Origin of the sequence: Janthinobacterium sp. BJB401, from assembly GCF_013372745.1 — a bacterium.
Taxonomy (GTDB): Bacteria; Pseudomonadota; Gammaproteobacteria; order Burkholderiales; family Burkholderiaceae_D; genus Janthinobacterium; species Janthinobacterium rivuli.
Genome location: NZ_JABXFH010000004.1, coordinates 179,327 through 204,287, shown reverse-complemented (window position 1 = coordinate 204,287; position 24,961 = coordinate 179,327). Strand labels below are relative to the sequence as shown.

Below are 24,961 nucleotides of genomic sequence, written 5' to 3'. Positions count from 1 at the left end.
GCATGCAACTGCCCGTCTACACCCATCCGACCCTGACCGTATTGATCGACGACAGCGATTCCTTCCTGAAAAGCCTGGCGTTCCAGCTCGATCCCGGTCTGGCGCGCAAGACCTTCCACGACACCAGCAGCGCCCTGCACTGGCTACGCCAGAGCGCGCAACCGGGCGAAACGCCGCTGCACGTCAATTTCGACACGCAAAACCTGCCGCCCGACCAGTGCAACGTGGCGCTCGACATCGAGCGTATCTGGCGCATCAGCGGCCAGGCGCAGCGCTTTGCCGTGCCCTCCGTGCTGGTGGTCGATTATTCGATGCCGCAGATGAATGGCCTGGAATTTTGCCAGGCCGTGCGCGACTTGCCGTGCAAGAAGATTTTATTTACGGGCGCGGCCGATGAAAAGGTGGCCGTGACGGCCTTCAACCGGGGCCTGATCGACCGCTACATCAAGAAGAGCGACGACGATGCGCTCGACATCCTGGAACAGGAAGTCCATGCCCTGCAGCGCGAATTTTTCCTGCAGCAATCGGACACCGTGCGCGACCTGCTGATGCTGCACGACTACAGTTTCCTGCAAGACGAAGCGCTGGCCGCCGTCGTGCACGAGCTGTGCCGGCGCCATGGTTTTGTCGAATACTATATTTTTCCCAATCCCAGCGGCATCCTGTTTTTCACGCGCGACGGCCAGGCCAGGCTGATGATCATCGAGACGGAACGCAGCCTGCACACGCAGTACGAAATGGCGCGCGACAGCGACGCGCCCGAATCCCTGCTGCTGGCCTTGCTGGAAATGCGCGTGATTCCCTATTTTTCGGACGCCGACAGCGACGGCATGTATGCGGCGCACATCGGCGAGAACTGGTTCCGCTATTGCGCCGCGCCCACCATCTGCCTGGGCCGCGTGACGTATTTCTGGGCCCTGTTCGACGTGCCGCCACACCAGCTGGGCCAACCGGTCATGTCCTACGCGCAGTTTTTACGCGCGCAGGCGGACGACAGCGTTCAGGTTTAGCCTTCGCGCAAGGTTTGCAGCGGCGGATGTTTTAAAACATTGCGCAAGCCCAGCCAGCCGCCGGCGATCGCGCACAGGGCGCCGGCCAAGAGGCCGAAGGCCCATACGCCGGGCGCGAAACTCCAGGCGAACTTGAACTGGTATGTCGCCAGAGCCCAGCCCATGGCGGCCGCGCCCGATGCCGCCAGCAAGCCGGCCAGCGCGCCGACAAGTGAAAACTCGATCAGCTGCGCCTGCGCCAGCTGGCGCCGCGTGGCGCCCAGGGCGCGCAGCAGCCCCGCTTCGCGCGTGCGCTCGTCCTGCGAGCCCATCAGGGCCGCATACAGCACCAGCAAGCCCGAGGCCAAAGTGAAGGCAAACAGGAATTCGACGGCCGTCACCACCTGGTCCAGCACGCCCTGTATCTGTTTCAGCACGCCGCCCACGTCGACCACCGTCAGGTTCGGATAATCGCGCAGCAAGGCGTTGCCCAAGTCCGCCTGCGCGGGCGGCAGGTGAAAGGCCGTGATCCACGTCTGCGGCGTGTCCGCCATGGCGGCCGGATTGATGATGACAAAGAAATTGACGCGCATCGAACCCCATTCCAGCTTGCGCAAACTGGTAATGGCCGCTTCGACGGGCTGGCCGGCGATGTCGAAGCGCAGCTTGTCGCCCAGTTTCAGCTTCAGGGTCTTGGCGATGCCCTCTTCCACCGACGCTTCGGCCGGCGCGCCTGGCGTATTGGCGAACCACTTGCCGGCGACCAGCTTGTTTTCTTCCTGCATGGTGGCCATCGTCGACAGGTTGAATTCGCGGTCGGCCAGGCCCTTGGCGCGGTCATCCTCGTAGGTGGTTTCCGTGATGGTATTGCCGTTCACGGCCACCAGGCGCCCGCGTATCATCGGATACAAAGGCGCGTTGGCCACGCCGGCTTTGGCCAGGCGCGCGGCAATCGGGTCTTTTTGTTCCGGCAGGATATTGATCATGAAACGGTTCGGCGCATCGGGCGGCGTGGCGTTGCGCCAGGCCACCATCAGGTCGCCGCGCACCACCGTCAGCAGCAGCAAGGCCATCAGGCCCAGGGCCAGCGACACCACCTGGATGACGGTGGCGCCCGGCCGGCGCTGCAGGGATGTGACGGCAAAACGCCAGCCCTGGTGATTGAAGGCCCCGCGCAAGGTTTTCAGCGAGCGGATGCCCAGCCAGCCGGCCAGGCCGAACAGGGCGAAGCCGCCGAGGAAACCGGCCGCCGTCAGCAGCGCCAGTTTCACGTCGCCCGCCTGCCACAAGAGCAGCACGACGAAGGCGGCGATGCCGAGGCCATACGTGGCCAGCGCCAGCGCCTGCGGCGGCTCCTGTTCGCGGCGGATCACGCGGTTGTGCGGCACATTGCGCAACTGCAAAATCGGTGGCAAGGCAAAGCCCAGCAGCAACAACATGCCGGTGGCCACGCCTTGCAGGGCGGGCAGCATGGACACGGGCGGCAAGTCGCTTTGCACCAGCTTGCCCAACAGCTCCAGCAGCACCAGGTGGCCGCCGAAACCCACCATCACGCCAACGACGCTGCCGGCCAGGCCGACGAGCAGGAATTCAATCACGTACATGGCCGTGACCTGGTTTTGCGTCAAGCCCAGGCAGCGCAGCATGGCGCAGGCGTCCAGGTGGCGCAGCATGAAGCGGCGCGCGGCCATCGCCACGGCGACAGCCGCCAGCATGGCCGACAGCAAGCCGACGAGGGAAAGAAAACGGTCGGCGCGGTCCAGGGTCGATTGCATTTGCGGGCTGCCCGATTCCAGCGACTCGATGCGCACGCCCTTGATCGCCTGCGTCTTGATCTGGCTTTCCAGCCAGGCTTGATATTGCGCAAGCTCGGCCGCCTTGGCGGGCGGCGCCGACAGCAGCAAGCGGTACGATACGCGCGAGCCGTTCTGCACCAGCGCCGTGGCGGCCAGATCGCCCAAGGGCAGCATCACGCGGGGCGCGAAGTTCAGGAAAGACGCGCCGCGGTCCGGCTCGCTGGCGATCAGTTGCGTGACGGTAAATGCCTTGTCGCCCAAGGTGAGTGTGTCGCCCAGCTTGGCGTTCAGGCTGGACAGAATCGCCGCATCGACCCACAGGGTGCCGGGCGCCGGCACCTGGTCCGTGGGCCGCCCGACGGCATCCTGTGCTTCGCTCAATGTGGTCGTGATTTTCAGCTTGCCCCGCTGCGGGTAGCCGGGCGAGACGGCCTTGATGGACGCCAGTTGCGACAGCGATTGCTCGCCCTCGCCCGCCTGCGCCATGCTGGGAAACGTCACCGTGTCGGCCAAAATGAAACCGCGCTTGAGCGCTTCGGCGCGCCAGGCCGCATTGACGGGCTGGTCGGCGCTGATGACCAGGTCGGCCCCCAGCAGCTGGTGCGCGTCGCGGTTCAGGCCCGCGCGCAGGCGGTCAACGAAGAAGCCCACGGCCGACAGGGCCGCCACGGCGACGATCAGCGCGACGAGCAGGAAACGCAGTTGCCCGGCGCGCCAGTCGCGGCCGGTCATTTTCAGGGAGAGGCGGAACATGGGCGGCGGGTCTTCCGGTAGATTTATTGCGCGATGCCGTGGGCGGCGGCGTGCTGCGCGAAATACGCGTCGACGGTGGCGAGAAACGCGTCTTTCTGCGCCTGCGGCAGGAAGGCGGCGATGAAACCGTTGCGCGCCAGGCGTTGTGCGTGGGACAGGCCCAGCGGCAGCGCGTCGAAGATGGCGTCGAAGTTATCGTTCATGTAGCCGCCGAAATACGCGGGATCGTCCGAGTTCACCGTCACCAGCAGGCCGGCGTCGAGCAGTTGCACCAGGTTATGGTCATGCATCTGGTCGAACACGCGCAGCTTGGTGTTCGACAGCGGGCACACCGTCAGGGCGATCTGTTCGCGCGCCAGGCGGGCCGTCAGCTCCGCGTCTTCCAGGCAGCGCACGCCATGGTCGATGCGTTCGACCTGCAAGTCGTCGAGCGCCGTGCGGATGTAGGCTGGCGGGCCTTCCTCGCCAGCGTGGGCCACCAGGTGCAAGCCCAGTTCGCGGCAACGGGTGTACACGCGCGAGAATTTCTCGGGCGGGTTGCCCACTTCCGACGAGTCGAGGCCGATGCCGATGAATTTGTCGCGGTGCGGCAAAGCGTCTTCCAGCGTCTCGAACGCTTCTTCCTCGCTCAGGTGGCGCAGGAAGCACAGGATCAGGGTCGCGCTGACGGGGCTGTCCTGGCAGGCGCGGTGGATGCCGTTGATCACGTCGGCCATGGCCACGCCGCGCGCCGTGTGGGTTTGCGGGTCGAAGAAGATTTCCGTGTGCAAGACGTTATCGGCTTCGGCGCGCTGCAGGTAGGCTTGCGTCATGTCGTAGAAATCCTGCTCTTTCAAGAGCACGCTTGCGCCAGCGTAATAAATGTCGAGAAAAGATTGTAAATCCGTAAAAGCATAGGCGCTGCGCAAGTGTTCCACCGATTCATAGCCAAGCGGCACGCCATTGCGCGCTGCCAGTGCGAAAATCAGTTCTGGCTCCAGCGAGCCTTCGATATGGATATGCAGTTCGGCCTTCGGCATGCCGCGGACGATCGCGCGCAATTGGGGGTTCATCATGGGTGGTCCTTATAGGGTGACGATAAAAATGCTGGCTCGCGCACGCGCACGCGCGGCGCGCAGGGCCATCAGACATGCAGGCATCTTAGCGCAAGATGGCCAGCCTCACCGGCGCCCGGCCGCCGTGGCCGGCATCGGCACGCGCTGGCGAATTGTCGTATGATGGTTTAAAAGGGATACAAAAGTTCATTGAAACCGCTGGAAAATTTGATGATTTATCCAATTAAATCAACAATTTACAAACAAGTATTAAGGATATGCTGACATATCTTTTGACTTCCTGATCCTTTAGAGCAATAATTAATTTCATGGGGTAATGGTAGGTGCAACAAGCGCTATCAACAGTGAAAAAAAGCCGGCTGGCCACGTCAGCACACGGCATCAAGCGCCAGTTTTTTGGTCCGGGCAATCCGGACTCGCAAAGACAGCCGGGCTTGAAACAACAATAAAAATCGGTACGGGGTACAGAAAAAATTCAGACGGCAAGCCCAGGCGAGTGCCAGGCGGGCGGCCATGGTGACTGGCAGTTCAGGTTTACATTAAAGGACATTGACATGACCATTTTTGATAACTATGCAGCACGCTACGAGCGCACCCGCGAAGAGGAAATGTCGCTCACCGAATACCTGGCCCTGTGCAAGAAGGACAAGCTGACGTACGCCAGCGCGCCCGAACGCATGCTGGCCGCCATCGGCGAGCCGCAGCTGGTCGACACGCGCAACGACACGCGCTTGTCGCGCATCTTCGCCAACAAGGTGATCAAGATCTACCCCGCCTTCCGCGAGTTCTACGGCACCGAGGAAGTCATCGAGCAAGTCGTCTCGTATTTCCGCCACGCGGCGCAAGGGCTGGAAGAACGCAAGCAGATCCTGTATCTGCTGGGGCCTGTCGGCGGCGGCAAGTCGTCCATCGCGGAAAAACTCAAGTCGCTGATGGAACACGTACCCTTCTATTGCCTGAAAGGCTCGCCCGTCAACGAATCGCCGCTGGGCCTGTTCAACGAGGAAGAGGACGGCACCATCCTGGAAGAGGATTACGGCATCCCGCGCCGCTACCTGCGCAACATCCCCAGCCCGTGGGCCGTGAAACGCCTGCATGAATTCAATGGCGACATCAACCAGTTCCGCGTCGTCAAGCGCTATCCGTCCGTGCTGAAACAGATCGCCATCTCGAAAACGGAGCCGGGCGACGAGAACAACCAGGATATTTCCTCGCTGGTGGGCAAGGTCGACATCCGCAAGCTGGAAGACTATGCGCAGGACGACCCGGACGCCTACAGCTATTCGGGCGGCCTGTGCCTGGCCAACCAGGGCTTGATGGAATTCGTGGAAATGTTCAAGGCGCCCATCAAGGTCTTGCACCCCCTGCTGACGGCCACGCAGGAAGGCAATTACAAGGGCACGGAAGGTTTTGGCGCGATTCCGTTTGACGGCATCATCCTGGCCCACTCGAACGAGTCGGAATGGAAGACCTTCAAAAACAACCGCAACAACGAGGCCTTCCTTGACCGTATCTATATAGTCAAGGTGCCGTACTGCCTGCGCGTGTCCGACGAAATCAAGATCTACGACAAGCTGGTGGCCAATTCCTCGCTGGTCAAGGCCCCGTGCGCACCGGGCACCCTGCGCATGATGGCGCAGTTCGCCATCCTGTCGCGCCTGAAAGACCCGGAAAACTCGAGCATCTTTTCGAAGATGCTCGTCTACGATGGCGAAAACCTCAAGGATACGGACCCGAAAGCCAAGTCCATGCACGAATACGTCGATTACGCGGGCGTGGACGAAGGCATGAACGGGCTGTCGACGCGCTTTGCCTTCAAGATCCTGTCGAAAGTGTTCAACTTTGACAATTCCGAAGTGGCCGCCAATCCCGTGCATCTATTATATGTACTGGAGCAGCAGGTCGAGCGCGAGCAGTTCGCGCCGGAACTCGAGCAGCGCTACTTCTCGTATATCAAGGAGCACCTGGCGCAGCGCTATGTGGAATTCATCGGCAAGGAGATCCAGACGGCTTACCTGGAAAGCTATTCGGAATACGGGCAAAACATTTTCGACCGCTATGTGACGTTTGCCGATTTCTGGATACAGGACCAGGAATACCGCGATCCGGACACGGGCGAAAGTTTTGACCGCGAATCGCTGAACAATGAGCTGGAAAAGATCGAGAAACCGGCGGGCATTTCCAATCCGAAGGATTTCCGCAATGAAATCGTCAATTTCGGCTTGCGCGCACGGGCCTCGAACGGCGGCAAGAATCCCGCCTGGACCAGTTATGAAAAGTTCCGCACCGTAATTGAAAAGAAAATGTTCTCGAATACGGAGGAATTGCTGCCCGTGATTTCCTTCAATGCCAAGGCCAGCGCCGACGATGCCAACAAGCACGCCGACTTCGTGGCCCGCATGGTGGAAAAAGGCTATACGGCCAAGCAGGTACGCCTGTTATGCGAATGGTACTTGCGCGTACGCAAGTCATCCTAGCGCGGACAGCGGAGGCGCGCTCCCGCCCGGCAACTGGGGGGGCGCGCAAGACGAGAGGCAAGGAGGCACCCTTTGACATACCTCATCGACAGGCGCTTGCAAAGCAAGAATAAATCCGCCGTCAACCGCGAGCGTTTCCTGCGGCGTTACAAGGGCCAGATCAAGGATGCCGTGGGGCGCGCCATCAAGGGGCGCTCGATCACGGACGTCGAGAATGGCGAGAAGGTCAGCATCCCCGTCAAGGACGTGGGCGAACCGTCGTTCGGCCACGCGCATGGCGGCGTGTGGGAAGTGGTCAATCCCGGCAACAAGGAATACCTGAAAGGCGACCAGATCGCCCGGCCGAAAGGCGGCGGTGGCGGCGGGCGTGGCAAGGCGGGCAATAGCGACGAGACGACGGAAGACGATTTCATCTTTGAATTGTCGCGCGAAGAATTCATGAATTATTTCTTCGAAGACCTCGAGTTGCCGCACATGGTGAAAACCCAGCTGACGGCCACCACGGAATTCAAGAACCAGCGCGCCGGCTACAATATGTCGGGCACGCCATCGAACATCCACGTGCTGCGCTCCCTGCGCGGCGCACTGGGGCGGCGCATCGCCGTCGGCGGCGGCGCCCGCAAGCAGCTGGCGCAAGCCGAGGAAGACCTGGCGGCGCTGCTGCACGAAGGCGCGCCCGACAGCGACCCGCTCGTCACGGAACTGCGCCGCCTGATCCACCACCTGCACACACGCCTGCTGGCCATTCCCTTCATCGACCCGTTCGACTTGCGCTACAGCAACCGCATCAAGGTGCCCAAGCCGATGACGCAGGCCGTCATGTTCTGCATCATGGACGTCTCCGGTTCCATGGACGAATCGCGCAAGGACACGGCCAAGCGCTTCTTCATCCTCTTGTATCTGTTCCTCAAGCGCGCCTACGACAAGATCGAGGTCGTTTTCATCCGCCACCATACGGCGGCGGCCGAAGTGGACGAGCATGAATTCTTCAATTCGCGCGAGTCCGGCGGCACCGTCGTGTCCTCGGCGCTGCACTTGCTCAACACCATCATCGACGAACGCTATGGCGCCGGGCAATGGAACAGCTATGTGGCGCAGGCCTCCGACGGCGACAACTGGGACAACGATTCCGTGCTGTGCCGCCAGTTGCTGATCAACACCATCATGCCCAAAGTGCAGTACTACACCTATGTCGAGATCACCGACGGCCCGCAGCAAAACCTGTGGGAGCAATACGCGGGCGTGCTCGACCACCACGCCCATTTCGCCATGCAAAAGATCGTCACGCCGGCCGATATCTATCCGGTCTTCCGCGAACTGTTCAAGAAACAGGTGAAATGATGAGTGCAGCCTTTGACCGCGCCAGCAACACCCCGGGCGAGCCGTTCGAACGCCTGCGCCACCCGAACGCCCTGCCCGAGCAGTCGGAATGGACGTTCGAGCTGATCGAGCAAATCCACGAGGAAATCCGCCGGGTGGCGAAACAGTTTGGCCTCGACACCTATCCGAACCAGCTGGAAATCATCACGGCCGAGCAGATGATGGATGCCTACACCTCGGTGGGCATGCCCGTCTCGTACAACCACTGGTCGTTCGGCAAGCACTTTCTGTCTACCGAGAAAAGCTACAAGCGGGGCCAGATGGGCCTGGCCTACGAGATCGTCATCAACTCGAACCCGTGCATCGCCTATTTAATGGAGGAAAACAGCCTGACCATGCAATCGCTGGTGATCGCGCATGCGGCCTACGGCCATAACTCCTTCTTCAAGGGCAATTACCTGTTCCGCGCCTGGACGGATGCGGACGCCATCATCGACTATATGGTGTTTGCCAAGAATTACATTGCCGAGTGCGAACAGCGCCATGGCGTCGACGCCGTGGAACTGCTGCTCGACTCGTGCCACGCCATCCAGAACTATGGCGTGGACCGCTACAAGCGCCCGGCCAAGCTGTCGATGGCGAAGGAATATGCGCGCCAGAAAGAGCGCGAAGCCTATGTGCAGTCGCAGATCAACCAGCTGTGGCGCACCCTGCCCCGGCGCGACGAAGACGAGGAAGAGGACGAGCAGCGCAAGGCCGCGCCCCGCTTTCCGCCCGAACCCGAGGAAAACCTGCTGTACTTCATAGAGAAGTACGCGCCGCTGCTGGAACCGTGGCAGCGCGAGATGGTGCGCATCGTGCGCAAAATTTCCCAGTATTTCTACCCGCAGCGGCAAACCCAGGTCATGAACGAAGGCTGGGCCACCTTCTGGCACTACACGATATTGAACCAGCTGTATGACGAAGGCGTGGTGGGCGACGGCTTCATGATGGAATTTCTGAAAAGCCATACCAACGTCGTCTACCAGCCGCCCATCGACAGCCCGTACTACAGCGGCATCAACCCGTATGCGCTGGGTTTTGCCATGATGAGCGACATCCGCCGCATCTGCGAGCACCCGACGGACGAGGACCGCGCCTGGTTCCCCGACATGGCCGGCAGCGACTGGCGCAAGAGCCTGGACTTTGCCATGCGCAATTTCAAGGATGAAAGCTTCATCGCCCAGTATCTGTCGCCGCGGCTGATCCGCGAATTCCATTTCTTTGCCGTGCTCGACGATGACAAGAATGAAAAGCTGGCCATTTCCGCCATCCACGACGATGCCGGCTACCGCTACGTGCGCCAGCAACTGGCGGAGCAGTACAACCTGGGCAACCGCGAGCCGAACATCCAGGTCTGGTCCGTCAATACGCGCGACGACCGCGCCCTGACCCTGCGCCACACGCAGTTCCAGCGCCGTCCCCTGAACCAGCAGGCGGCCGAGGTGCTCAAGCACGTGGCGCGGCTGTGGGGCTTCGATGTGCACCTCGATACGGTCGACCCGCAAGGGGTTGTCCTGGGCACATTGAATTGCCGACGGGAAAAACGTAACCGGCGCGATGACCCGGTTGTCCGGCCATGAAATGATTTGTTGATAATAATCAATGGCAAGAATATAAGCGCTTCCTATGCCTGTATAGGAATTCCGTATGGCCTGGCGGCGTCGAAACAGCCGTCGGGAGCGCCTTTTTTGACCTGGATAAAGTCCGTTCCGCACCCGTTTGGTGCGCGCGTGTCGCTAAGTGGTCTGGTTCCGAGCTAAAACATTTCCCAAAAGAAAGATTTTTCTCCAAATTTAGCAGTTTCCATATTGAATATCACGAAATATAATTCCGCCAGATAGGCACATCGGAGAACTTAGCAGCGGTCGCCCAAAACGGCTGTAAAAAACCGATAAGACCGCCTTTTTTTCTGTCCGAAAGCGTGCAAAGATGACATAAGCAAGTACGTTTTCAGGGCGCAAAAGCGCCAAAAATTTAACCGGTTTTAGGCGTTAAAAATCTGTGTAAAATAAAGAATTCGTATGTATAATTCGGCGACGTCCCGGATACGGCTGGAGCTTTGTGTCGTCATTTTGGGGTTCAGTTGCAAGACAAGAGATGGTATTTGGAGAAAGCAGGCATGAATTTTTCGAACGAGAAAAGTCCCAAGAACTACACAGGCATCACTATCGTTGTCCTGCTGCACGTTCTCGCGGCTTACGGGATCGTGACGGGCTTGGGCAAGCGGTTAGTCACCAAAATGATGGAACCGGTTGAAACCAAGATTATCGAGGAAGTCAAACCGCCTCCACCGAAGGATCTTCCACCGCCACCACCGCCGCCAGAAATGAAAGCGCCACCGCCGCCATTCATTCCGCCAGTCGAGGTGAACGTGCAGCAGCCGCCGCCACAGCAGAACGTGATTGCAAATGCGACGACCGTGAAACCAGCCACGAATGTATTGACGCCGCCATCGCCGCCTGCACAGCCTGCGCCAACTCCTGGACCAGCCAAATCGGTGCGTACACCGGCCGTGGTTGACTTCAGTGTCTGCGAAAAACCGGCTTATCCAAAGTCGTCGCAGCGCAACGAGGAAACCGGTGTGGTGACACTGTCGTTCCTGATCGGTGTAGACGGCAAGGTCGCTGATTCGAAGATCGTGAAGTCCAGCGGCTTCAGAGACCTGGACAAAGCCGCGGTGCAAGGTATCAGCCGCTGTACATTTAAGCCGGCAACAGTTGACGGCAAGCCGGAACAAGGCTGGCAGCAAATGCAATACGTTTGGTCGCTGGATTAAAACCCGAGACAGTTATCCCCTGTCTCACACTATGATTTCGTTGTCATTACGTTCAGCGATCTGTTATTTTTAATTTTGGAGGAAGCATGTTTAAGAATACCCGTTTGTCCGCATTTTTTGCCGCGGTTCTGTTGTCCGTTACCGCCACTACCGCTCTGGTAGCAGCTCCGGCATTCGCTGACGCGCCAGCATCGGCTGCCGCTTCGGCTCCTGCGGCAGACGCTGCACCAGCACCAGTTGCTGCAGATGCAGCCGCTCCAGCAGCAGACGCAGCAGCAACTCCAGCCGCTGATGCAGCAGCTCCAGCCAAAACCGAAGAAGTGCACAACCCGTTCGGCCTGCAAGCAGTGTGGGACGGCGGCTTCGTGCCACGCGCCACCCTGATCATCATGGTCATCATGTCGATCGGTACCTGGTACATCATCATCACCAAGCTGATCGATCAAATGAAGATCTTCAAGCAAGCTAAAGAAGCCGCTGCCAAATTCTGGAAAGCTCCTTCGATCGCTGCTGGTTCGGCAACCCTGGAAGAAGGTTCGCCATTCCGCTTCATCGCTGAATCGGGCACCAAGGCAACGGCTCACCATGACGGCGCCCTGCTGGAACAAATCGATCTGTCGACCTGGGTGACGATGTCGATCCAGCGCGCTTCGGACAAAGTGCAATCGCGTCTGCAAGATGGCCTGTCGTTCCTGGCAACCGTTGGTTCGACCGCACCGTTTATCGGTCTGTTCGGTACCGTTTGGGGTATCTACAACGCACTGACCGCTATCGGCATGACCGGTAACGCATCGATCGACAAAGTTGCAGGTCCAGTTGGTGAAGCACTGATCATGACCGCTTTCGGTCTGCTGGTCGCTGTTCCTGCCGTTCTGGGTTACAACTGGTTGGTTCGTCGTAACAAAACCGCAATGGAAGACATCCGCTCGTTCAGCGCCGACGTTCACTCGGTTCTGGTTTCCGGCGTAATGTCCACCAGCGAAGCTGGCCGTGCTGCCGGCGCTAAAAAGATCGGATAAGTCATGTCGATGTCCGTCGGCTCCGACAGCGGAGAACAAGATCAGGTAATGTCAGAAATCAACACGACGCCGCTTGTCGACATCATGTTGGTTTTGCTGATCATTTTCTTGATTACGAGTCCGGTTGTCCTCAAGCTGCAGAAAATCGATCTGCCGATTGAGACGAACCAAGCCCTGCAAACCAAGCCGCAAAACGTTAACATCGTTGTTAACAAGGATGGCGAGATTTACCTGGGCCAGACCAGACTGAAAGACACGAACGAGCTGTTCGATTATCTTAAAGTTGAAGCAGTGAAAGTACCGCAGCCGGAAGTACACGTTCGTGGCGACCAAGAAACACGCTACGAATCGATCGGCCGGGTTATTTACACGACCCAACGTGCCGGGATCCAGAAGGTCGGCTTCATCACCGAACCACCTGACAAGAGCTGATAGCGACTGACAGCGGCGCCCCGGCAACACGGGGGCGCCGCTGAAGGAAGCTTGCCGGGCGGCAGTTTCGCCCGGTGCTTCGTTGGACTTCTTAAAGGAAACACTATGAGTATGAATGTCGGTTCGGGAAGCGCAGCAGGCGCGGATCCGGAACCAATGATGGAACTGAACATGACGCCCCTCATCGACGTGATGCTGGTGCTGATTATCATGTTGATCATCACGATTCCTAAGCAAAACCACTCGGTGAACCTGAACATGCCGGTCGGCACCCCGCCGCCACCGACAACCGAACCAGTGGTCGTCACGATCGATGTCGATTTTGATGGCACTATCTTGTGGGACAATCAGGTCGTACCTGATCGTAATACGCTGGAAGCCAAGCTGAGCAACGTTGCTGCGCAAGCAGACCAGCCAGAAGTGCATCTGCGTCCTAACAAGCTGGTGGAATACAAAGTCGTCGCCGGTGTGATGGCGTCGGCGCAGCGTCTGGGCGTGACCAAAATCGGTCTGGTCGGCAACGAGCAATTCCAGTAAGCTGTAGCAATCAGGTTATCTTTACATCCGAATAGGCAGGACTTCCTGCCTATTCGCTTTTTACTGAAAGACTTTCTCATGTCCAAGTTTCGTCTCGCTCATCTCGGCCTCGTCATGGCCGCTATCGGTTTTACCGCAGCAACTCCTGTAATCGGCCTGGGCTCGCTGGCATATGCCGCGGACACCGTGCGCGCCGAAGTCGGCAAGCCACTGCAAGAAGCACAAAAACTCGCTAGCAGCGGCAAAAACAAGGAAGCGCTGGCCAAACTGCGTGAAGCAGACAGCGTTGGCGGCAAGACCGCCTTTGAAAGCTACCAGATCGAACGCGTACGCGCTTCGGCCGCCGCCGCCGCTGGCGACAACGGCACCGCCATCAAGGCGTTTGAAGCCGTCATCAATTCCGGCCGCCTGAGCGCCGCCGAAGCCCCGAAATTCACGCAAGCGCTGGCAGGCATGTACTACCGCGCCAAGGACTGGCCGAACACCATCACCTGGATCAAACGCTCGCTGAAAGACCGCGAAGATCCACAGATGCGCGAACTGCTGATCCAGACCTACTACGTCAGCGGCAACTACGCTGAAGCGGCAAAAGAGTTGCAAGCGCGCGGCGGCAACTCGGAAGCAAGCCTGCAAATGCTGGCCAACATCCAGATGAAGCAAAACGACAAGGGCGGCTACGTCGCCACCCTGGAAAAACTGGCATCGAGCTATCCGAAAACCAGCTACTGGGCCGACCTGCTGAACCGCGTTTCAGGCAAACCTGGCTTCTCGCAACGCCTGGGCCTGGACGTCCAGCGCCTGCGCCTGGCTAACGGCCTGTTCAGCAAGCCTTCCGAATACATGGAAATCAGCCAGCTGGCCCTGCAAGCAGGCAATCCTGGCGAAGCGTTGAGCATCATCGAGCAAGGCTACAAAAAAGGCGTGCTGGGTACCGGCGCCGATGCAGCCCGTCACCAGCGCCTGAAAGACCTGGCCCTGAAAACCCAGGCCGACCTGAAAGCCAGCGCAGCCAAGTCGGAAGCGGAATACGTCAAAAACAAGGACGCCGACAGCTTGAGCAAGCTGGGCTTCGCCCTCGTCTACGACGGCCAGGCGGAAAAGGGCCTGGGCTTGATGAACGACGCCGTGAAACTGGGCACCGCCAAGTATGCGGAAGAAGCCAAGCTGCATCTGGGCATCGCTTACATCCACGCTGGCAAGAAGTCCAACGCCACGACGGCACTCAAAGCCGTCAAGGGCACGGATGGCGCGGCAGACCTGGCCCGTTACTGGACCTTAATGAATAAATAAGACAACACGTCCAGGACGTTGTTGCCGCGTCTCGCCGTACATTCGTACTGTCTTCGACGCGGCGCCTAGCCCTGAACATGTTGTCAAGCCGTTAGTTCCCGAAAAGCGTTGCCAGCACACCCGCCGGCAACGCTTTTTATCATTTCAGCAGGGAAATTACCCCTGCGGCCGCCCTGCCGGGTGTGCATCCCTGAAACAGTCCGTATAATCCCCCTTTTGGCACAGTTTTTCATCAGATTCCTATGAAGGTATTCCGCGGACTTCCCAATGCCCAGGCACGAGCGCCTTGCGCTCTGACCATCGGCAATTTTGACGGTGTCCACATCGGCCATCAGGCCTTGCTGGCGCGCGTGCGCGAAGCTGCCACCGAGCTCGGCATCGAAGCGGCCGTGATGACGTTCGAACCGCACCCGCGCGAATTCTTCGCGCAGCGCGCGGGCGACCTGTCCAAAGCCCCGCAGCGCATCGCCAACCTGCGCGACAAGCTGCAATCGCTGGACGACGCCGGCATCGACCGTGTCGTCGTCGAGCACTTCAGCGCCCAGTTCGCCGCCTTGACGCCGCAGGAATTCACGGAAAAAGTCCTCGTCGACGGCTTGCACGTGAAATGGCTGATGGTCGGCGACGACTTCTGCTATGGCGCCCGGCGCGCCGGCGACGTCGCCATGCTGCAGGAAGCGGGCCGCCAATATGGTTTCCACGTAGAAACATTGCCTACCGTGATGAACGGCAGCACGCGCATCTCCTCGTCGGCCGTGCGCCTGGCCCTGGCCGCCGGCGATTTCCCGCTGGCCACGCAGCTGCTCGGTCATCCGTACGCCATTTCCGGCCACGTGATCCACGGCCAGAAGCTGGGCCGCACCCTAGGTTTTCCCACCCTGAACCTGCGCGTGGCGCACCGCCCCGCCCTGTCCGGCATCTTCATTGTGCAAGTGCATGGCCTGGGACCGGCACCGCTGCCGGCCGTGGCCAGCCTTGGCGTGCGCCCCACCGTCGATGACAGCGGCCGCGTGCTGCTGGAAGTGCATCTGTTCGATTTCAATCAGTCCTGCTACGGCAAGCTGGTGCGCGTGGAATTTTTGGAAAAACTGCGCGACGAAGAGAAATACGACGATTTGCCCACTTTGACGGCCGCCATCGAGCGCGACTCGAACCAGGCACGCGCCTATTTTGCGCAGCGCCGCAGCGCCATTACCGCCACCGACCGAATTTGACCCCGGCCAACTCCGCCGCCTGGCGGCGCCCGCCGCCGCCACACACCTGCTGCAAAACATCTACACCATACAAGTAAAGAAGACTATGTCCGATCAAAACAAGCCAGCCACGCCCAAGCAAAACAAGAAGCCTGAAAGCAAATACCCGGTCAACATGACGGAAACTCCATTCCCGATGCGCGGCGACATGGCCAAGCGCGAGCCGCAATGGGTACAGCAATGGCAAGACAAGAAAATCTACGAGCGCGTGCGCAAGGCCGCCGCCGGCCGCCCGAAATTCATCCTGCATGACGGCCCGCCGTACGCGAATGGCGACATCCACCTGGGCCACGCCGTCAACAAGATCCTCAAGGATATGGTCGTCAAGTCGCGCTCGCTGTCCGGTTTCGACGCGCCATATGTACCGGGCTGGGATTGCCACGGCATGCCGATCGAGATCCAGATCGAAAAACTGCACGGCAAGAACCTGCCGACGGCCGACGTGCTGGAAAAGGCCCGCGCCTACGCCAATGTGCAGGTCGAGCGCCAGAAAAAAGACTTCATCCGCCTCGGCGTGCTGGGCGAGTGGGACAACCCGTATCTGACCATGGCGCACGGCAATGAAGCCGACGAACTGCGCGCGCTGGGCAAGCTGCTGGAAAAAGGTTATGTGTATCGCGGCCTGAAGCCCGTCAACTGGTGCTTCGACTGCCAGTCGGCGCTGGCCGAGGCGGAAGTGGAATACGCGGAAAAACGCGATCCCGCCATCGACGTCGGGTTCAAGTTCGCCGAACCGGAAAAACTGGCGGCCGCCTTCGGCTTGCCATCGCTGCCGACCGATAACGGTTTCATCGTCATCTGGACCACGACGCCGTGGACCATCCCGTCGAACCAGGCGCTGAACGTGCACCCGGAAGTCAAATATGCGCTGGTGAAGACCGAGCGCGATGGCCAGCCATTGCTGCTGATCCTGGCGCAAGACCTGGTAGTGGCCAGCCTGGCGCGCTTCAAGTTAGAGGGCACGACGATCGCCACTTGCGACGGCGCGGCCCTGGCCGGCATCAGCTTCCGCCACCCGCTGCATGCGGCCGATGCTTTCTACGACCGTTTGTCGCCCCTGTACCTGGCCGAATACGTGACCACGGAAAGCGGCACGGGCGTGGTGCACTCGGCGCCAGCCTACGGCCTGGACGACTTCATCTCGTGCAAGGCGCACGGCATGAAGGACGACGACATCATCAAGCCCGTCATGGGCGACGGCAAGTTCGCCTCGACCCTGCCCCTGTTCGGCGGCATGACCATCTGGGAAGCCTCGAAGCCGATCTGCAACGCCCTGACGGACGCGGGCGCGCTGTTCGAAGTCAAGATGTTCGACCACAGCTACATGCACTGCTGGCGTCACAAGACGCCGATCATCTACCGCGCCACCTCGCAGTGGTTCGCCGGCATGGACGTGACGCCGAAAGACGGCGGCGCGACCCTGCGCGAGACGGCATTGAAAGGCATCGCCGACACCGAGTTCTTCCCGGACTGGGGCCAGGCGCGCCTGCATGGCATGATCGCCAACCGTCCCGACTGGACCCTGTCGCGCCAGCGCCAGTGGGGCGTGCCGATGGCCTTCATCGTGCACAAGGAAACGGGTGACCTGCATCCGCGCACGCCGGAACTGCTGGAGCAAGTGGCCAAGCTGATCGAAAAGGACGGCATCGAGGCATGGCAGGCGCTGGATCTGAAAGACCTGATCGGCGACGAAGCGGCCATCTACGCCAAGAACAAGGACACGCTGGACGTGTGGTTCGATTCCGGCGCCACGCACCAGACGGTGCTGGGCGGTCCGCAAGGCCACGGTTCGCACTCGACGCAGCTGCAATTCCCGGCCGACCTGTACCTGGAAGGCTCGGACCAGCATCGCGGCTGGTTCCATTCCTCCTTGCTCGTGTCGTCGATGCTGAATGGCCGCCCGCCATATAAAGCCCTGCTGACGCACGGCTTCACGGTCGATGGCGAAGGCAAGAAGATGTCCAAGTCGCTGGGCAACACCCTGGCGCCGCAAAAGATCTCGGACACCCTGGGCGCGGACATCCTGCGCCTGTGGATCGCCTCGACCGACTACACGGGCGAACTGTCGATCTCCGACGAAATCCTCAAACGCGTGACGGAATCGTATCGCCGCATCCGCAACACGCTGCGCTTCCTGCTGGCCAATACGTCGGACTTCAATCCGGCCACGGACGCCGTACCGGTGGCGGAGATGTTCGAAATCGACCGCTATGCGCTGGCCAACATGGCGTCGCTGCAAACGCAGATCGAGAACAACTATGCGCGCTACGAATTCCACCCGGTCGTGTCGAAGCTGCAGACGTACTGCTCGGAAGACCTGGGCGGCTTCTACCTGGACATCCTGAAGGACCGTTTGTACACCTCGGGCCTGACGTCGCACGCGCGCCGTTCCGCGCAAACGGCCCTGTGGCACATCACGCAAAGCCTGCTGCGCCTGATGGCCCCGGCCCTGTCGTTCACGGCCGAAGAAGCATGGGCCGTCTTCGCCGGACCGGAAGCGTATGCCGCCAGCGATGAAACCATCTTCACGCAAACCTGGTGGCAGCTGCCGGCAGTAGCGGATGCGGCCGAGCTGCTGGAAAAATACACGGCCCTGCGCGCCGTGCGCACGGACGTGACGAAACAGCTGGAAGACTTGCGCACCTCGGGCGCCATCGGTTCGTCGCTGCAGGCGGAACTGACGATCAAGGCCGCGCCGATGAAGTACAAGCTGTTGACCACCTTGGGCGACGACTTGAAGTTCGTCTTCATCACCTCGCAGGCAACGGTGGCCGAAGTGGCTGACGAAGCGGCCGAGGAAGTGGTCGTGGCCGCGTCGACGGCGCCGAAGTGCGAGCGCTGCTGGCACTACCGTGCGGACGTGGGCACGGACGCCGCGCATGCTACCCTGTGCGGCCGCTGCGTCAGCAATCTGTTTGGCGCGGGCGAGAAACGCCGCTTCGCATAAAACGGCGCGGGACAGCTTCCTGCGCCGCTTCCCACCGCTGCTGCCCGCAAGGGCAGCGGCGGCATTATCTTCCCTGGAAAAATATGGCCACTAAAAACCGTTTTTCATCGAAATCGTCATCCTCGGCGTCGCTCGTGCCCTGGCTGGGCATTGCCGCCATCGTCATCCTGTTCGACCAGATCACCAAGATCACGATCCTGAAGACCTTCCGCTATGCGCAAGAGATGGTCATCACCTCGTATTTCAACCTGGTGCTCGCGTATAACAAGGGCGCCGCGTTCAGCTTCCTGTCCGACCAGGGCGGCTGGCAGCGCTATTTCTTCACCGGCATCGCCCTGGCGGCCGCCGTCTACATCATCTATCTGCTGAAAAAGCACGCCGGCCAGCGCATGTTCTGCTGGGCCCTGGCGCTGATCCTGGGCGGCGCGCTGGGCAACGCCATCGACCGTCTGGTCTACGGCCACGTGGTCGATTTCCTCGACTTCCACTGGAAAAGCTGGGGCCATTTCCCCGCTTTCAATATCGCCGACAGCGCCATCTGCATCGGCGCGGCCCTGTTCATCATCGATGAACTGCGCCGGGTAAACAAATAAACACGCAGGAGAACGGCATGGAATTGTCCGGCAAAAAAATCGTCCTGGGACTGTCAGGCGGCGTCGCCTGCTACAAGGCGGCGGAACTGTGCCGCGCGCTGACAAAGGCCGGCGCATCGGTGCAAGTGGTCATGACGGATGCGGCCAGCCACTTCATCACGGCCGTCACGATGCAGGCCTTGTCCGGCCACCCCGTGCACACCAGCCAGTGGGATGCGCGCATCGCCAACAACATGGCGCATATCGATTTGACGCGCCATGCGGACGCCATCCTGATCGCGCCATGTTCGGCCGATTTTCTGCGCAAGCTGGCGCACGGCGTGTGCGACGACCTGCTGTCGACCCTGTGCCTGGCCCGTCCCTCCCACCTGCCCCTGCTGGTGGCGCCGGCCATGAACGTGGAAATGTGGCAGAACCCCGCCACGCAACGCAATGTGCAGCAGCTGCGCGACGACGGCATCAAGCTGTTCGGCCCGGCCGCCGGCGAACAGGCGTGTGGCGAAGTTGGCCTGGGCCGCATGCTGGAACCGGAGCAATTGCTGACGGAGCTGATCGCCGCCTTCCAGCCGAAGGTATTGGCAGGCAAGCGCGTACTGGTCACGGCCGGCCCCACCTTCGAGGCCATCGACCCCGTGCGTGGCATCACCAATCTGTCCTCGGGCAAGATGGGCTATGCGGTGGCGCGCGCGGCGCGCGAAGCGGGCGCCGAAGTGCTGCTCATTTCCGGCCCCACGGCCCTGGACGCGCCGTTCGGCGTGCGCCGCATCGACGTGCAAAGCGCGCAGCAGATGCACGATGCGGTGCTGGCCCACGTCGACGGCCAGCATGTCTTCGTCGCCGTGGCCGCCGTGGCCGACTGGCGCGTGGCCAACGCCAGCGAACAAAAGATGAAAAAGCAGGCCGACGGCTCCGTGCCAGAACTGCAGTTCGCGCAAAACCCCGACATCCTCGCCACCGTGGCGGCACGCACCAACCTGGCCGGCTATCCCTACTGCGTGGGCTTTGCCGCCGAATCGGAAAACCTGGTGGAATTCGGCTCGACCAAGCGCGAGAAAAAGGGCATCCCCCTCCTGGTCGGCAATATCGGCCAGAACACCTTTGGCCAGGACGACAACACCATCATCCTCTTCGACGAGGAAGGCCATACCGTGCTGCCGCGCGCCTCGAAACTGAACTTGGCGCGCCAGCTGATTTCGGAAATCTCGAAGCGCATTGCCAAGAATTCGCTGCTCAAATAATCCCTTTAAACGACTTAGCTTAGTTAGTTAGATTCATGAAAAATATCGACATCAAGATCCTCGACGCCCGCATGAAAGAACTGCTGCCGGCCTACGCCACACCGGGCAGCGCCGGCCTCGATTTGCGCGCCTGCATCGACGAGGCGATCACCATCGAAGCCGGCCAGACCGTGCTCATTCCCACCGGCCTGGCCATCCACATCGGCGACCCGTCGTATGCGGCCATGATTTTGCCGCGCAGCGGCATGGGCCACAAAAACGGCATCGTATTGGGGAATCTGGTAGGCTTGATCGACTCCGATTACCAGGGCCAGCTGATGGTATCGACCTGGAACCGGGGCCAGAGCGCTTTCACGCTCAATCCCATGGAACGCCTGGCGCAACTGATTATCGTGCCGGTGCTGCAAGTGGGCTTTAACGTCGTCGAGGAATTCGGCGACAGCGAACGCGGTGTTGGCGGTTTCGGCAGCACCGGAAAACATTAACAGCGACTGACAAACCGTAGCGAGCGGATGTGAGTTGTGGCTGAGAAGCAGAGCTGTGCGAATGCACAGTGAGCATCGGAGGCCGCAAATCGCGCCGCGCAGTAGGTTTTGTCAGGAGCTACACGAAGGAATAGTCCATGCCAGGTTTCCGCCATCTGATCCCAGCCCCAACTTCGCTGCGCCGATTGGCTACTCCCCTCCTGCTGGCCAGTGCGGCCATCCTCGCCGGCTGCACCACGCCGGCCACGAATGTCAGCGGTCCGTTCAACGTCGTGCCGGCGCCCGATGCGCCCGCGCCGACGGCGCAGCAAAAGGCGGCGCAGGAAGAACTGGTGAAGATGGTGGCGCTGCAGGACCGCCTGTCGAAAGTCTCGGCGCCCCTGCTGATCAACAATGCGGACCTGTGCAAGACGTATGCGCGCAACCTGCTGGGCTTCACGGCTCAGAACAAGTATTCCTACCCTGGCATCTATGCCGACGCGGCGCAGGCAGCCCTCGGCTACGGCGAACAGATGCAGGTCTCCGGCGTCTTGCCGGGCAGCGGCGCCGCCCGCGCCGGCTTGCGCAAGGGCGACGGCTTGCTGGCCGCCGAAGGCAAGCCGCTGCCGGCCGGCCCGAAAGCGGAAGGCCCGTTCGGCGCCATCGTCGGCCCGCTGGCCTCGAAAAGCGCGAGCCTGAACATGACCATCGCCCGCGATGGCCAGCAGCAAGACCTCAAAATTCCCGTCACGCGCGCCTGCGCCTTCCGCGTCGCCCTGGGCAATGCGGACAATATCAATGCCTACTCGGACGGCGGACGCATCATGCTCACGCGCGGCATGGTCAATGCGGCGCAAAACGACGAAGGCATCGCCTTCGTGATCGCCCGCGAAATGGCGCACAACATCCTCGACCACGCGCGCAGCCAGCGCTCGGCCGGGACGGCCGGCAGCATCATCGACAGCCTGGGCGCCGTGCAGCCCGACGTGTCGATGCTGACGGGCGCCGCCGGCATCAAGGCCATGCCGCAGGAACTCGACGTGCAAGCCGACACCCTGGCCATCTACCTGCTGGCGCGCGCCGGCTACAACGTCGACAACGCCGCCCGCTTCTGGCAGCGCCTGGCCACGCAAGTGCCGGCCACGGTCGCCAATGGCTACACGGCCCTGCACCCGGGCACCAACTCGCGCATGGCCGCCGTCAACCGCGCCGTCATCGACGTGCGCGCCAAGCAGGCGGCGAAGAAGCCGATCAAGCCTTAGGCCTGATCAACAAAGGAGGCGCCGGACAAAACCAAGTTTGGTCAGGCGCCGGGGAAGTTCGGGAAATAGGTGCCCATGATCCAGGTCAGGGCGCCGCAAAATACCACCGCCAGGAACAGGGCGATGAGCAGTTTGCCAAACTTGGGAATGCCGTCGTCTTGCGTTTTTTGGTCGTTCGACATGAAAACTCTCCGCAGGCTGTTGGAGAGCGTAGTATAGCCACAATATTGAAAAATATTCCATACTTTGCCGCCTACCTGCGGCTTTCCTTTCGCGGCCCATGGACAGCATCGACCTTGAAGTTCTGAAAACCAGCGCCGCCTGGCTCGCCGCCGGCCACCGCTGCGAACTCGTCACCGTCATCAAGACCTGGGGTTCCAGCCCCCGCCCCGTGGGCGCCACCCTGGCCATCTGCGACGATGGCACGGTAGTCGGTTCCGTCTCCGGCGGCTGCATCGAAGATGATTTGATCGACACCGTGCGCGTGCACGGCATCGTGCGCGCGCTGCCGGACATCGTCAGCTACGGCATCAGCGCGGACGAGGCGCACCGCTTCGGCCTGCCCTGCGGCGGCACCATCGAACTGGCCATCGAACCGCTGCATGCAGACAGCCGTGTGGCCGAACTGCTGGCGCGCCTGGAAGCACATGAACTGGTCGAGCGCCGGCTCGATCTGGATACCGGCACCGTCACCCTGCAGCGCGCCACGCCGGGCGCCGTGCTGTCCCTGGAAGACGGCGTACTCACCACGCAGCACGGTCCGCGCTGGCGCTTGCTGATCATCGGTGCCAGCCAGCTGTCGCGCTTCGTGGCACAGATCGCCACGGCCATGGATTACCAAGTCATCGTCTGCGACCCGCGCGAAGAATACCGGGGCGGCTGGAACGTGCCCGGCGTGCCCCTGCTGCACGCCATGCCGGACGACCTCGTGCTGGAACTCAAACTCGACAGCCGTAGCGCCGTCGTCGCCCTCACGCACGATCCCAAGCTCGACGACCTGGCCCTGATGGAAGCGCTGAAATCGCCCGCGTTTTACGTGGGCGCCATCGGCTCGCGCGCCAACAATGCCAAGCGCCGCGAACGGCTGCTGCAGTTCGACGTCAGCGCGGAACAGCTGGCGCGCCTGCATGGTCCCATCGGCCTGTATATCGGCAGCAAGACGCCGGCCGAAATCGCCATTTCCATCCTGGCCGAACTGACGGCCGTAAAAAATGGCGTGCCCGACGCGCTGCAGATCCAGCACGCGGCGGCCCTGAGCCCGCCCAGCACCGACATCTGCGCGCGCTAAGGCACAAAGCAAGAAACGCGGTGCGCCCGCATCGCCTCCCTGATACCGTCCCTGACTTTGGCCCCCCACCATGACCCTGCTGCACTGGACCCTCCCCCTACCCACCGGCTACCGCCGCGACGACGTCATCACCTTCCACAGCCGCGATGGCGAAGCCGTGGCAGAACAAGTCACGCCGACTGGCCTGCGCAAGGGCATCCTGGTGCAAGACGTGCCGGTCGTGCTGGATGTCGCCTTCACTGACGCTGCCGCCGTCTGCCGCGCCGAGATCGACGGCGATGCGGACCTTCAAACACCGCTGCACGGCGCCTTGTTGAACATCCTCGGCCTGCGCATCGATCCGCAGCCGTTCGCGCAACTGGCGGCCAATGACCCGCTGCTGGCGCCTCTGGTCAGCCTCAATCCAGGTCTGCGCATCGTGCAATCGGCCAGCCCCTTCGAGGCGCTGACCTGGGCCATCATCGGCCAGCAGATCAACCTGCCGTTCGCCATCGCCCTGCGCCGCACCTTCATCTTGCAGGCCGGACGCCGGCACGGCAGCGGCTTGTGGTGCTACCCCGAAGCGCGCGACGTGGCACGGTTGTCGGTGGAAGAGCTGACCAGCCGCAAATTCTCGCGCGCCAAGGCGGAAACCGTGCTGCGCCTGGCACGCCTCGTCGATGAGGGAGAACTGTCGCTGGAGCTGCCGCCTTCCGGTGACGTGGCGGCGATATCGCAAGCGCTGCTGGCCGTGAAAGGCATCGGCCCGTGGACCGTCAACTACGCGCTGCTACGCGGCTACGGCTATGCCGACTGCTCGCTGCACGGCGACGTGGCCATCCGCGCCGCGCTGCAAAAGCTGCTCGGCGAAGAAGCGAAGCCGGACATGGCGCGCACGGAACAGTGGCTGCGCCAGTACGCGCCGCACCGCACCATGGCGGCGGCCCACCTGTGGGCCAGCCTGCACGCGCCAGCAAAAAATAATTCGCCAACGCGGGAATAAACGGCGGGCGGCACGCGTCTATCCCTTGCAAGCCCCCAAAACCTCAAGGAGACCATCATGCGCTTTACCACTTTTGCCGCCACCGCCCTGTTCACCGCCTTGTCCGCCCCGCTGGCCTTCGCCGCCGACGTCATGCCCGCCAACGGCATGCTGGTCAACGCCAGCGGCATGACCGTGTACGTGTTCGACAAGGATGTCGCCGACAGCGGCAAGAGCGCCTGCAGCGGCGGCTGCCTGGCGGCCTGGCCCGCCGTCATCGCCACCGAAGCGGCGCCCGCCGCCCCGTATGGCAGCATCAAGCGCGAAGACAACGGCGCCATGCAGCTGACCTACAAGGGCAAGCCCCTGTACCTGTACAAGGAAGACAAGAAGCCGGGCGACGTGGCCGGCGACAATTTCAAGAACGTGTGGCACATCGTCAAGCCGTAAGCAGCCCTTCCCGCCGCCA

At 61.2% G+C, this 24,961-nt stretch carries 22 protein-coding genes; 19 read left to right on the top strand and 3 right to left on the bottom strand.

Annotated features, from left to right (window positions below; all coding sequences use genetic code 11):
* The first annotated feature begins 2 nt into the window (after positions 1–2).
* The gene (locus HWE17_RS05035) at positions 3–1,010 is read left to right on the top strand and encodes a response regulator (protein WP_099402968.1); all 1,008 of its coding nucleotides are present in this window, start codon (positions 3–5) and stop codon (positions 1,008–1,010) included.
* Here the strand turns inward: HWE17_RS05035 and HWE17_RS05030 are convergent.
* Positions 1,007–3,538 carry an ABC transporter permease gene (locus tag HWE17_RS05030; protein ID WP_176388012.1) on the bottom strand — a complete coding sequence of 844 codons (2,532 nt, stop codon included), beginning with the start codon at positions 3,536–3,538 and terminating at the stop codon, positions 1,007–1,009. The two genes, HWE17_RS05035 and HWE17_RS05030, sit on opposite strands and share 4 nt — an antisense overlap.
* 23 nt (positions 3,539–3,561) lie before the next feature.
* On the bottom strand, positions 3,562–4,593 hold the full coding sequence (locus HWE17_RS05025; protein ID WP_176388011.1) for an adenosine deaminase: 1,032 nt from the start codon (positions 4,591–4,593) through the stop codon (positions 3,562–3,564).
* A 95-nt stretch (positions 4,594–4,688) separates the two neighbouring features.
* On the opposite strand from HWE17_RS05025, the gene HWE17_RS28590 reads away from it, so the two are divergent.
* The 15 genes from HWE17_RS28590 (at position 4,689) to HWE17_RS04955 (ending at position 22,243) form a co-directional block, all read left to right on the top strand.
* Positions 4,689–4,820: a hypothetical protein gene (locus HWE17_RS28590; protein WP_255206117.1), complete on the top strand. Its 132-nt coding sequence runs from the start codon at positions 4,689–4,691 to the stop codon at positions 4,818–4,820.
* A gap of 327 nt (positions 4,821–5,147) precedes the next feature.
* The gene (locus tag HWE17_RS05020; protein ID WP_099402965.1) at positions 5,148–7,070 is read left to right on the top strand and encodes a PrkA family serine protein kinase; all 1,923 of its coding nucleotides are present in this window, start codon (positions 5,148–5,150) and stop codon (positions 7,068–7,070) included.
* A gap of 72 nt (positions 7,071–7,142) precedes the next feature.
* On the top strand, positions 7,143–8,411 hold the full coding sequence (locus tag HWE17_RS05015) for a YeaH/YhbH family protein (protein ID WP_035821458.1): 1,269 nt from the start codon (positions 7,143–7,145) through the stop codon (positions 8,409–8,411).
* Positions 8,411–10,012: a SpoVR family protein gene (locus tag HWE17_RS05010; protein ID WP_099402964.1), complete on the top strand. Its 1,602-nt coding sequence runs from the start codon at positions 8,411–8,413 to the stop codon at positions 10,010–10,012. Before HWE17_RS05015 ends, HWE17_RS05010 begins: the two co-directional genes overlap by 1 nt.
* A 539-nt stretch (positions 10,013–10,551) precedes the next feature.
* Entirely contained in the window at positions 10,552–11,208 is a 657-nt protein-coding gene (locus HWE17_RS05005) for an energy transducer TonB (protein ID WP_035821463.1), read from the top strand.
* Between the two features lie 86 nt (positions 11,209–11,294).
* Positions 11,295–12,227, top strand: a complete 933-nt coding sequence (locus HWE17_RS05000; protein WP_200880281.1) for a MotA/TolQ/ExbB proton channel family protein — start codon at positions 11,295–11,297, stop codon at positions 12,225–12,227.
* 3 nt (positions 12,228–12,230) lie between these two features.
* Positions 12,231–12,659: a biopolymer transporter ExbD gene (locus HWE17_RS04995; RefSeq protein ID WP_035821469.1), complete on the top strand. Its 429-nt coding sequence runs from the start codon at positions 12,231–12,233 to the stop codon at positions 12,657–12,659.
* A 105-nt stretch (positions 12,660–12,764) separates the two neighbouring features.
* Positions 12,765–13,196 (top strand): biopolymer transporter ExbD, encoded by a 432-nt coding sequence (locus HWE17_RS04990; protein WP_170840419.1) that lies wholly within the window; start codon positions 12,765–12,767, stop codon positions 13,194–13,196.
* Positions 13,197–13,274: 78 nt separating this feature from the next.
* The gene (locus HWE17_RS04985; RefSeq protein ID WP_035821474.1) at positions 13,275–14,486 is read left to right on the top strand and encodes a hypothetical protein; all 1,212 of its coding nucleotides are present in this window, start codon (positions 13,275–13,277) and stop codon (positions 14,484–14,486) included.
* 242 nt (positions 14,487–14,728) lie between these two features.
* Positions 14,729–15,700: a bifunctional riboflavin kinase/FAD synthetase gene (locus HWE17_RS04980; RefSeq protein WP_176388010.1), complete on the top strand. Its 972-nt coding sequence runs from the start codon at positions 14,729–14,731 to the stop codon at positions 15,698–15,700.
* Positions 15,701–15,785: 85 nt separating this feature from the next.
* Complete coding sequence (ileS, locus tag HWE17_RS04975; RefSeq protein WP_176388009.1) at positions 15,786–18,686, top strand: isoleucine--tRNA ligase; 2,901 nt, start codon at positions 15,786–15,788, stop codon at positions 18,684–18,686.
* Between the two features lie 83 nt (positions 18,687–18,769).
* A complete protein-coding gene (gene lspA / locus HWE17_RS04970; protein ID WP_035821479.1) occupies positions 18,770–19,279 on the top strand; it encodes a signal peptidase II in 510 nt (169 codons plus the stop codon).
* 17 nt (positions 19,280–19,296) lie between these two features.
* Positions 19,297–20,517, top strand: a complete 1,221-nt coding sequence (gene coaBC, locus HWE17_RS04965) for a bifunctional phosphopantothenoylcysteine decarboxylase/phosphopantothenate--cysteine ligase CoaBC (protein WP_176388008.1) — start codon at positions 19,297–19,299, stop codon at positions 20,515–20,517.
* A 35-nt stretch (positions 20,518–20,552) separates the two neighbouring features.
* Entirely contained in the window at positions 20,553–21,002 is a 450-nt protein-coding gene (dut, locus tag HWE17_RS04960; RefSeq protein ID WP_034785229.1) for a dUTP diphosphatase, read from the top strand.
* Between the two features lie 185 nt (positions 21,003–21,187).
* Positions 21,188–22,243, top strand: a complete 1,056-nt coding sequence (locus tag HWE17_RS04955) for a M48 family metallopeptidase (protein WP_307789010.1) — start codon at positions 21,188–21,190, stop codon at positions 22,241–22,243.
* A 41-nt stretch (positions 22,244–22,284) separates the two neighbouring features.
* Here HWE17_RS04955 and HWE17_RS04950 read toward each other — a convergent pair whose 3' ends face one another.
* Complete coding sequence (locus HWE17_RS04950; RefSeq protein ID WP_175444556.1) at positions 22,285–22,425, bottom strand: hypothetical protein; 141 nt, start codon at positions 22,423–22,425, stop codon at positions 22,285–22,287.
* Positions 22,426–22,523: 98 nt separating this feature from the next.
* Between HWE17_RS04950 and HWE17_RS04945 the strand changes: the two genes are divergently transcribed.
* The 3 genes from HWE17_RS04945 to HWE17_RS04935 all read left to right on the top strand — a co-directional run bounded on the left by HWE17_RS04945 (position 22,524) and on the right by HWE17_RS04935 (position 24,942).
* A complete protein-coding gene (locus HWE17_RS04945; protein ID WP_176388006.1) occupies positions 22,524–23,531 on the top strand; it encodes an XdhC family protein in 1,008 nt (335 codons plus the stop codon).
* Positions 23,532–23,601: 70 nt separating this feature from the next.
* On the top strand, positions 23,602–24,513 hold the full coding sequence (locus HWE17_RS04940; protein WP_176388005.1) for a DNA-3-methyladenine glycosylase: 912 nt from the start codon (positions 23,602–23,604) through the stop codon (positions 24,511–24,513).
* 57 nt (positions 24,514–24,570) lie between these two features.
* On the top strand, positions 24,571–24,942 hold the full coding sequence (locus HWE17_RS04935; protein ID WP_176388004.1) for a hypothetical protein: 372 nt from the start codon (positions 24,571–24,573) through the stop codon (positions 24,940–24,942).
* The last annotated feature ends 19 nt before the right edge of the window (positions 24,943–24,961 follow it).

Coding starts and splice junctions, on each gene's coding strand:
- HWE17_RS05035 (WP_099402968.1), top strand. CDS start 3: ATGCAACTGCCCGTCTACACCCATCCGACCCTGACCGTATTGATCGAC.
- HWE17_RS05030 (WP_176388012.1), bottom strand. CDS start 3,538: ATGTTCCGCCTCTCCCTGAAAATGACCGGCCGCGACTGGCGCGCCGGG.
- HWE17_RS05025 (WP_176388011.1), bottom strand. CDS start 4,593: ATGATGAACCCCCAATTGCGCGCGATCGTCCGCGGCATGCCGAAGGCC.
- HWE17_RS28590 (WP_255206117.1), top strand. CDS start 4,689: ATGGCCAGCCTCACCGGCGCCCGGCCGCCGTGGCCGGCATCGGCACGC.
- HWE17_RS05020 (WP_099402965.1), top strand. CDS start 5,148: ATGACCATTTTTGATAACTATGCAGCACGCTACGAGCGCACCCGCGAA.
- HWE17_RS05010 (WP_099402964.1), top strand. CDS start 8,411: ATGAGTGCAGCCTTTGACCGCGCCAGCAACACCCCGGGCGAGCCGTTC.
- HWE17_RS05005 (WP_035821463.1), top strand. CDS start 10,552: ATGAATTTTTCGAACGAGAAAAGTCCCAAGAACTACACAGGCATCACT.
- HWE17_RS05000 (WP_200880281.1), top strand. CDS start 11,295: ATGTTTAAGAATACCCGTTTGTCCGCATTTTTTGCCGCGGTTCTGTTG.
- HWE17_RS04995 (WP_035821469.1), top strand. CDS start 12,231: ATGTCGATGTCCGTCGGCTCCGACAGCGGAGAACAAGATCAGGTAATG.
- HWE17_RS04990 (WP_170840419.1), top strand. CDS start 12,765: ATGAGTATGAATGTCGGTTCGGGAAGCGCAGCAGGCGCGGATCCGGAA.
- HWE17_RS04985 (WP_035821474.1), top strand. CDS start 13,275: ATGTCCAAGTTTCGTCTCGCTCATCTCGGCCTCGTCATGGCCGCTATC.
- HWE17_RS04980 (WP_176388010.1), top strand. CDS start 14,729: ATGAAGGTATTCCGCGGACTTCCCAATGCCCAGGCACGAGCGCCTTGC.
- ileS (WP_176388009.1), top strand. CDS start 15,786: ATGTCCGATCAAAACAAGCCAGCCACGCCCAAGCAAAACAAGAAGCCT.
- lspA (WP_035821479.1), top strand. CDS start 18,770: ATGGCCACTAAAAACCGTTTTTCATCGAAATCGTCATCCTCGGCGTCG.
- coaBC (WP_176388008.1), top strand. CDS start 19,297: ATGGAATTGTCCGGCAAAAAAATCGTCCTGGGACTGTCAGGCGGCGTC.
- dut (WP_034785229.1), top strand. CDS start 20,553: ATGAAAAATATCGACATCAAGATCCTCGACGCCCGCATGAAAGAACTG.
- HWE17_RS04950 (WP_175444556.1), bottom strand. CDS start 22,425: ATGTCGAACGACCAAAAAACGCAAGACGACGGCATTCCCAAGTTTGGC.
- HWE17_RS04945 (WP_176388006.1), top strand. CDS start 22,524: ATGGACAGCATCGACCTTGAAGTTCTGAAAACCAGCGCCGCCTGGCTC.
- HWE17_RS04940 (WP_176388005.1), top strand. CDS start 23,602: ATGACCCTGCTGCACTGGACCCTCCCCCTACCCACCGGCTACCGCCGC.
- HWE17_RS04935 (WP_176388004.1), top strand. CDS start 24,571: ATGCGCTTTACCACTTTTGCCGCCACCGCCCTGTTCACCGCCTTGTCC.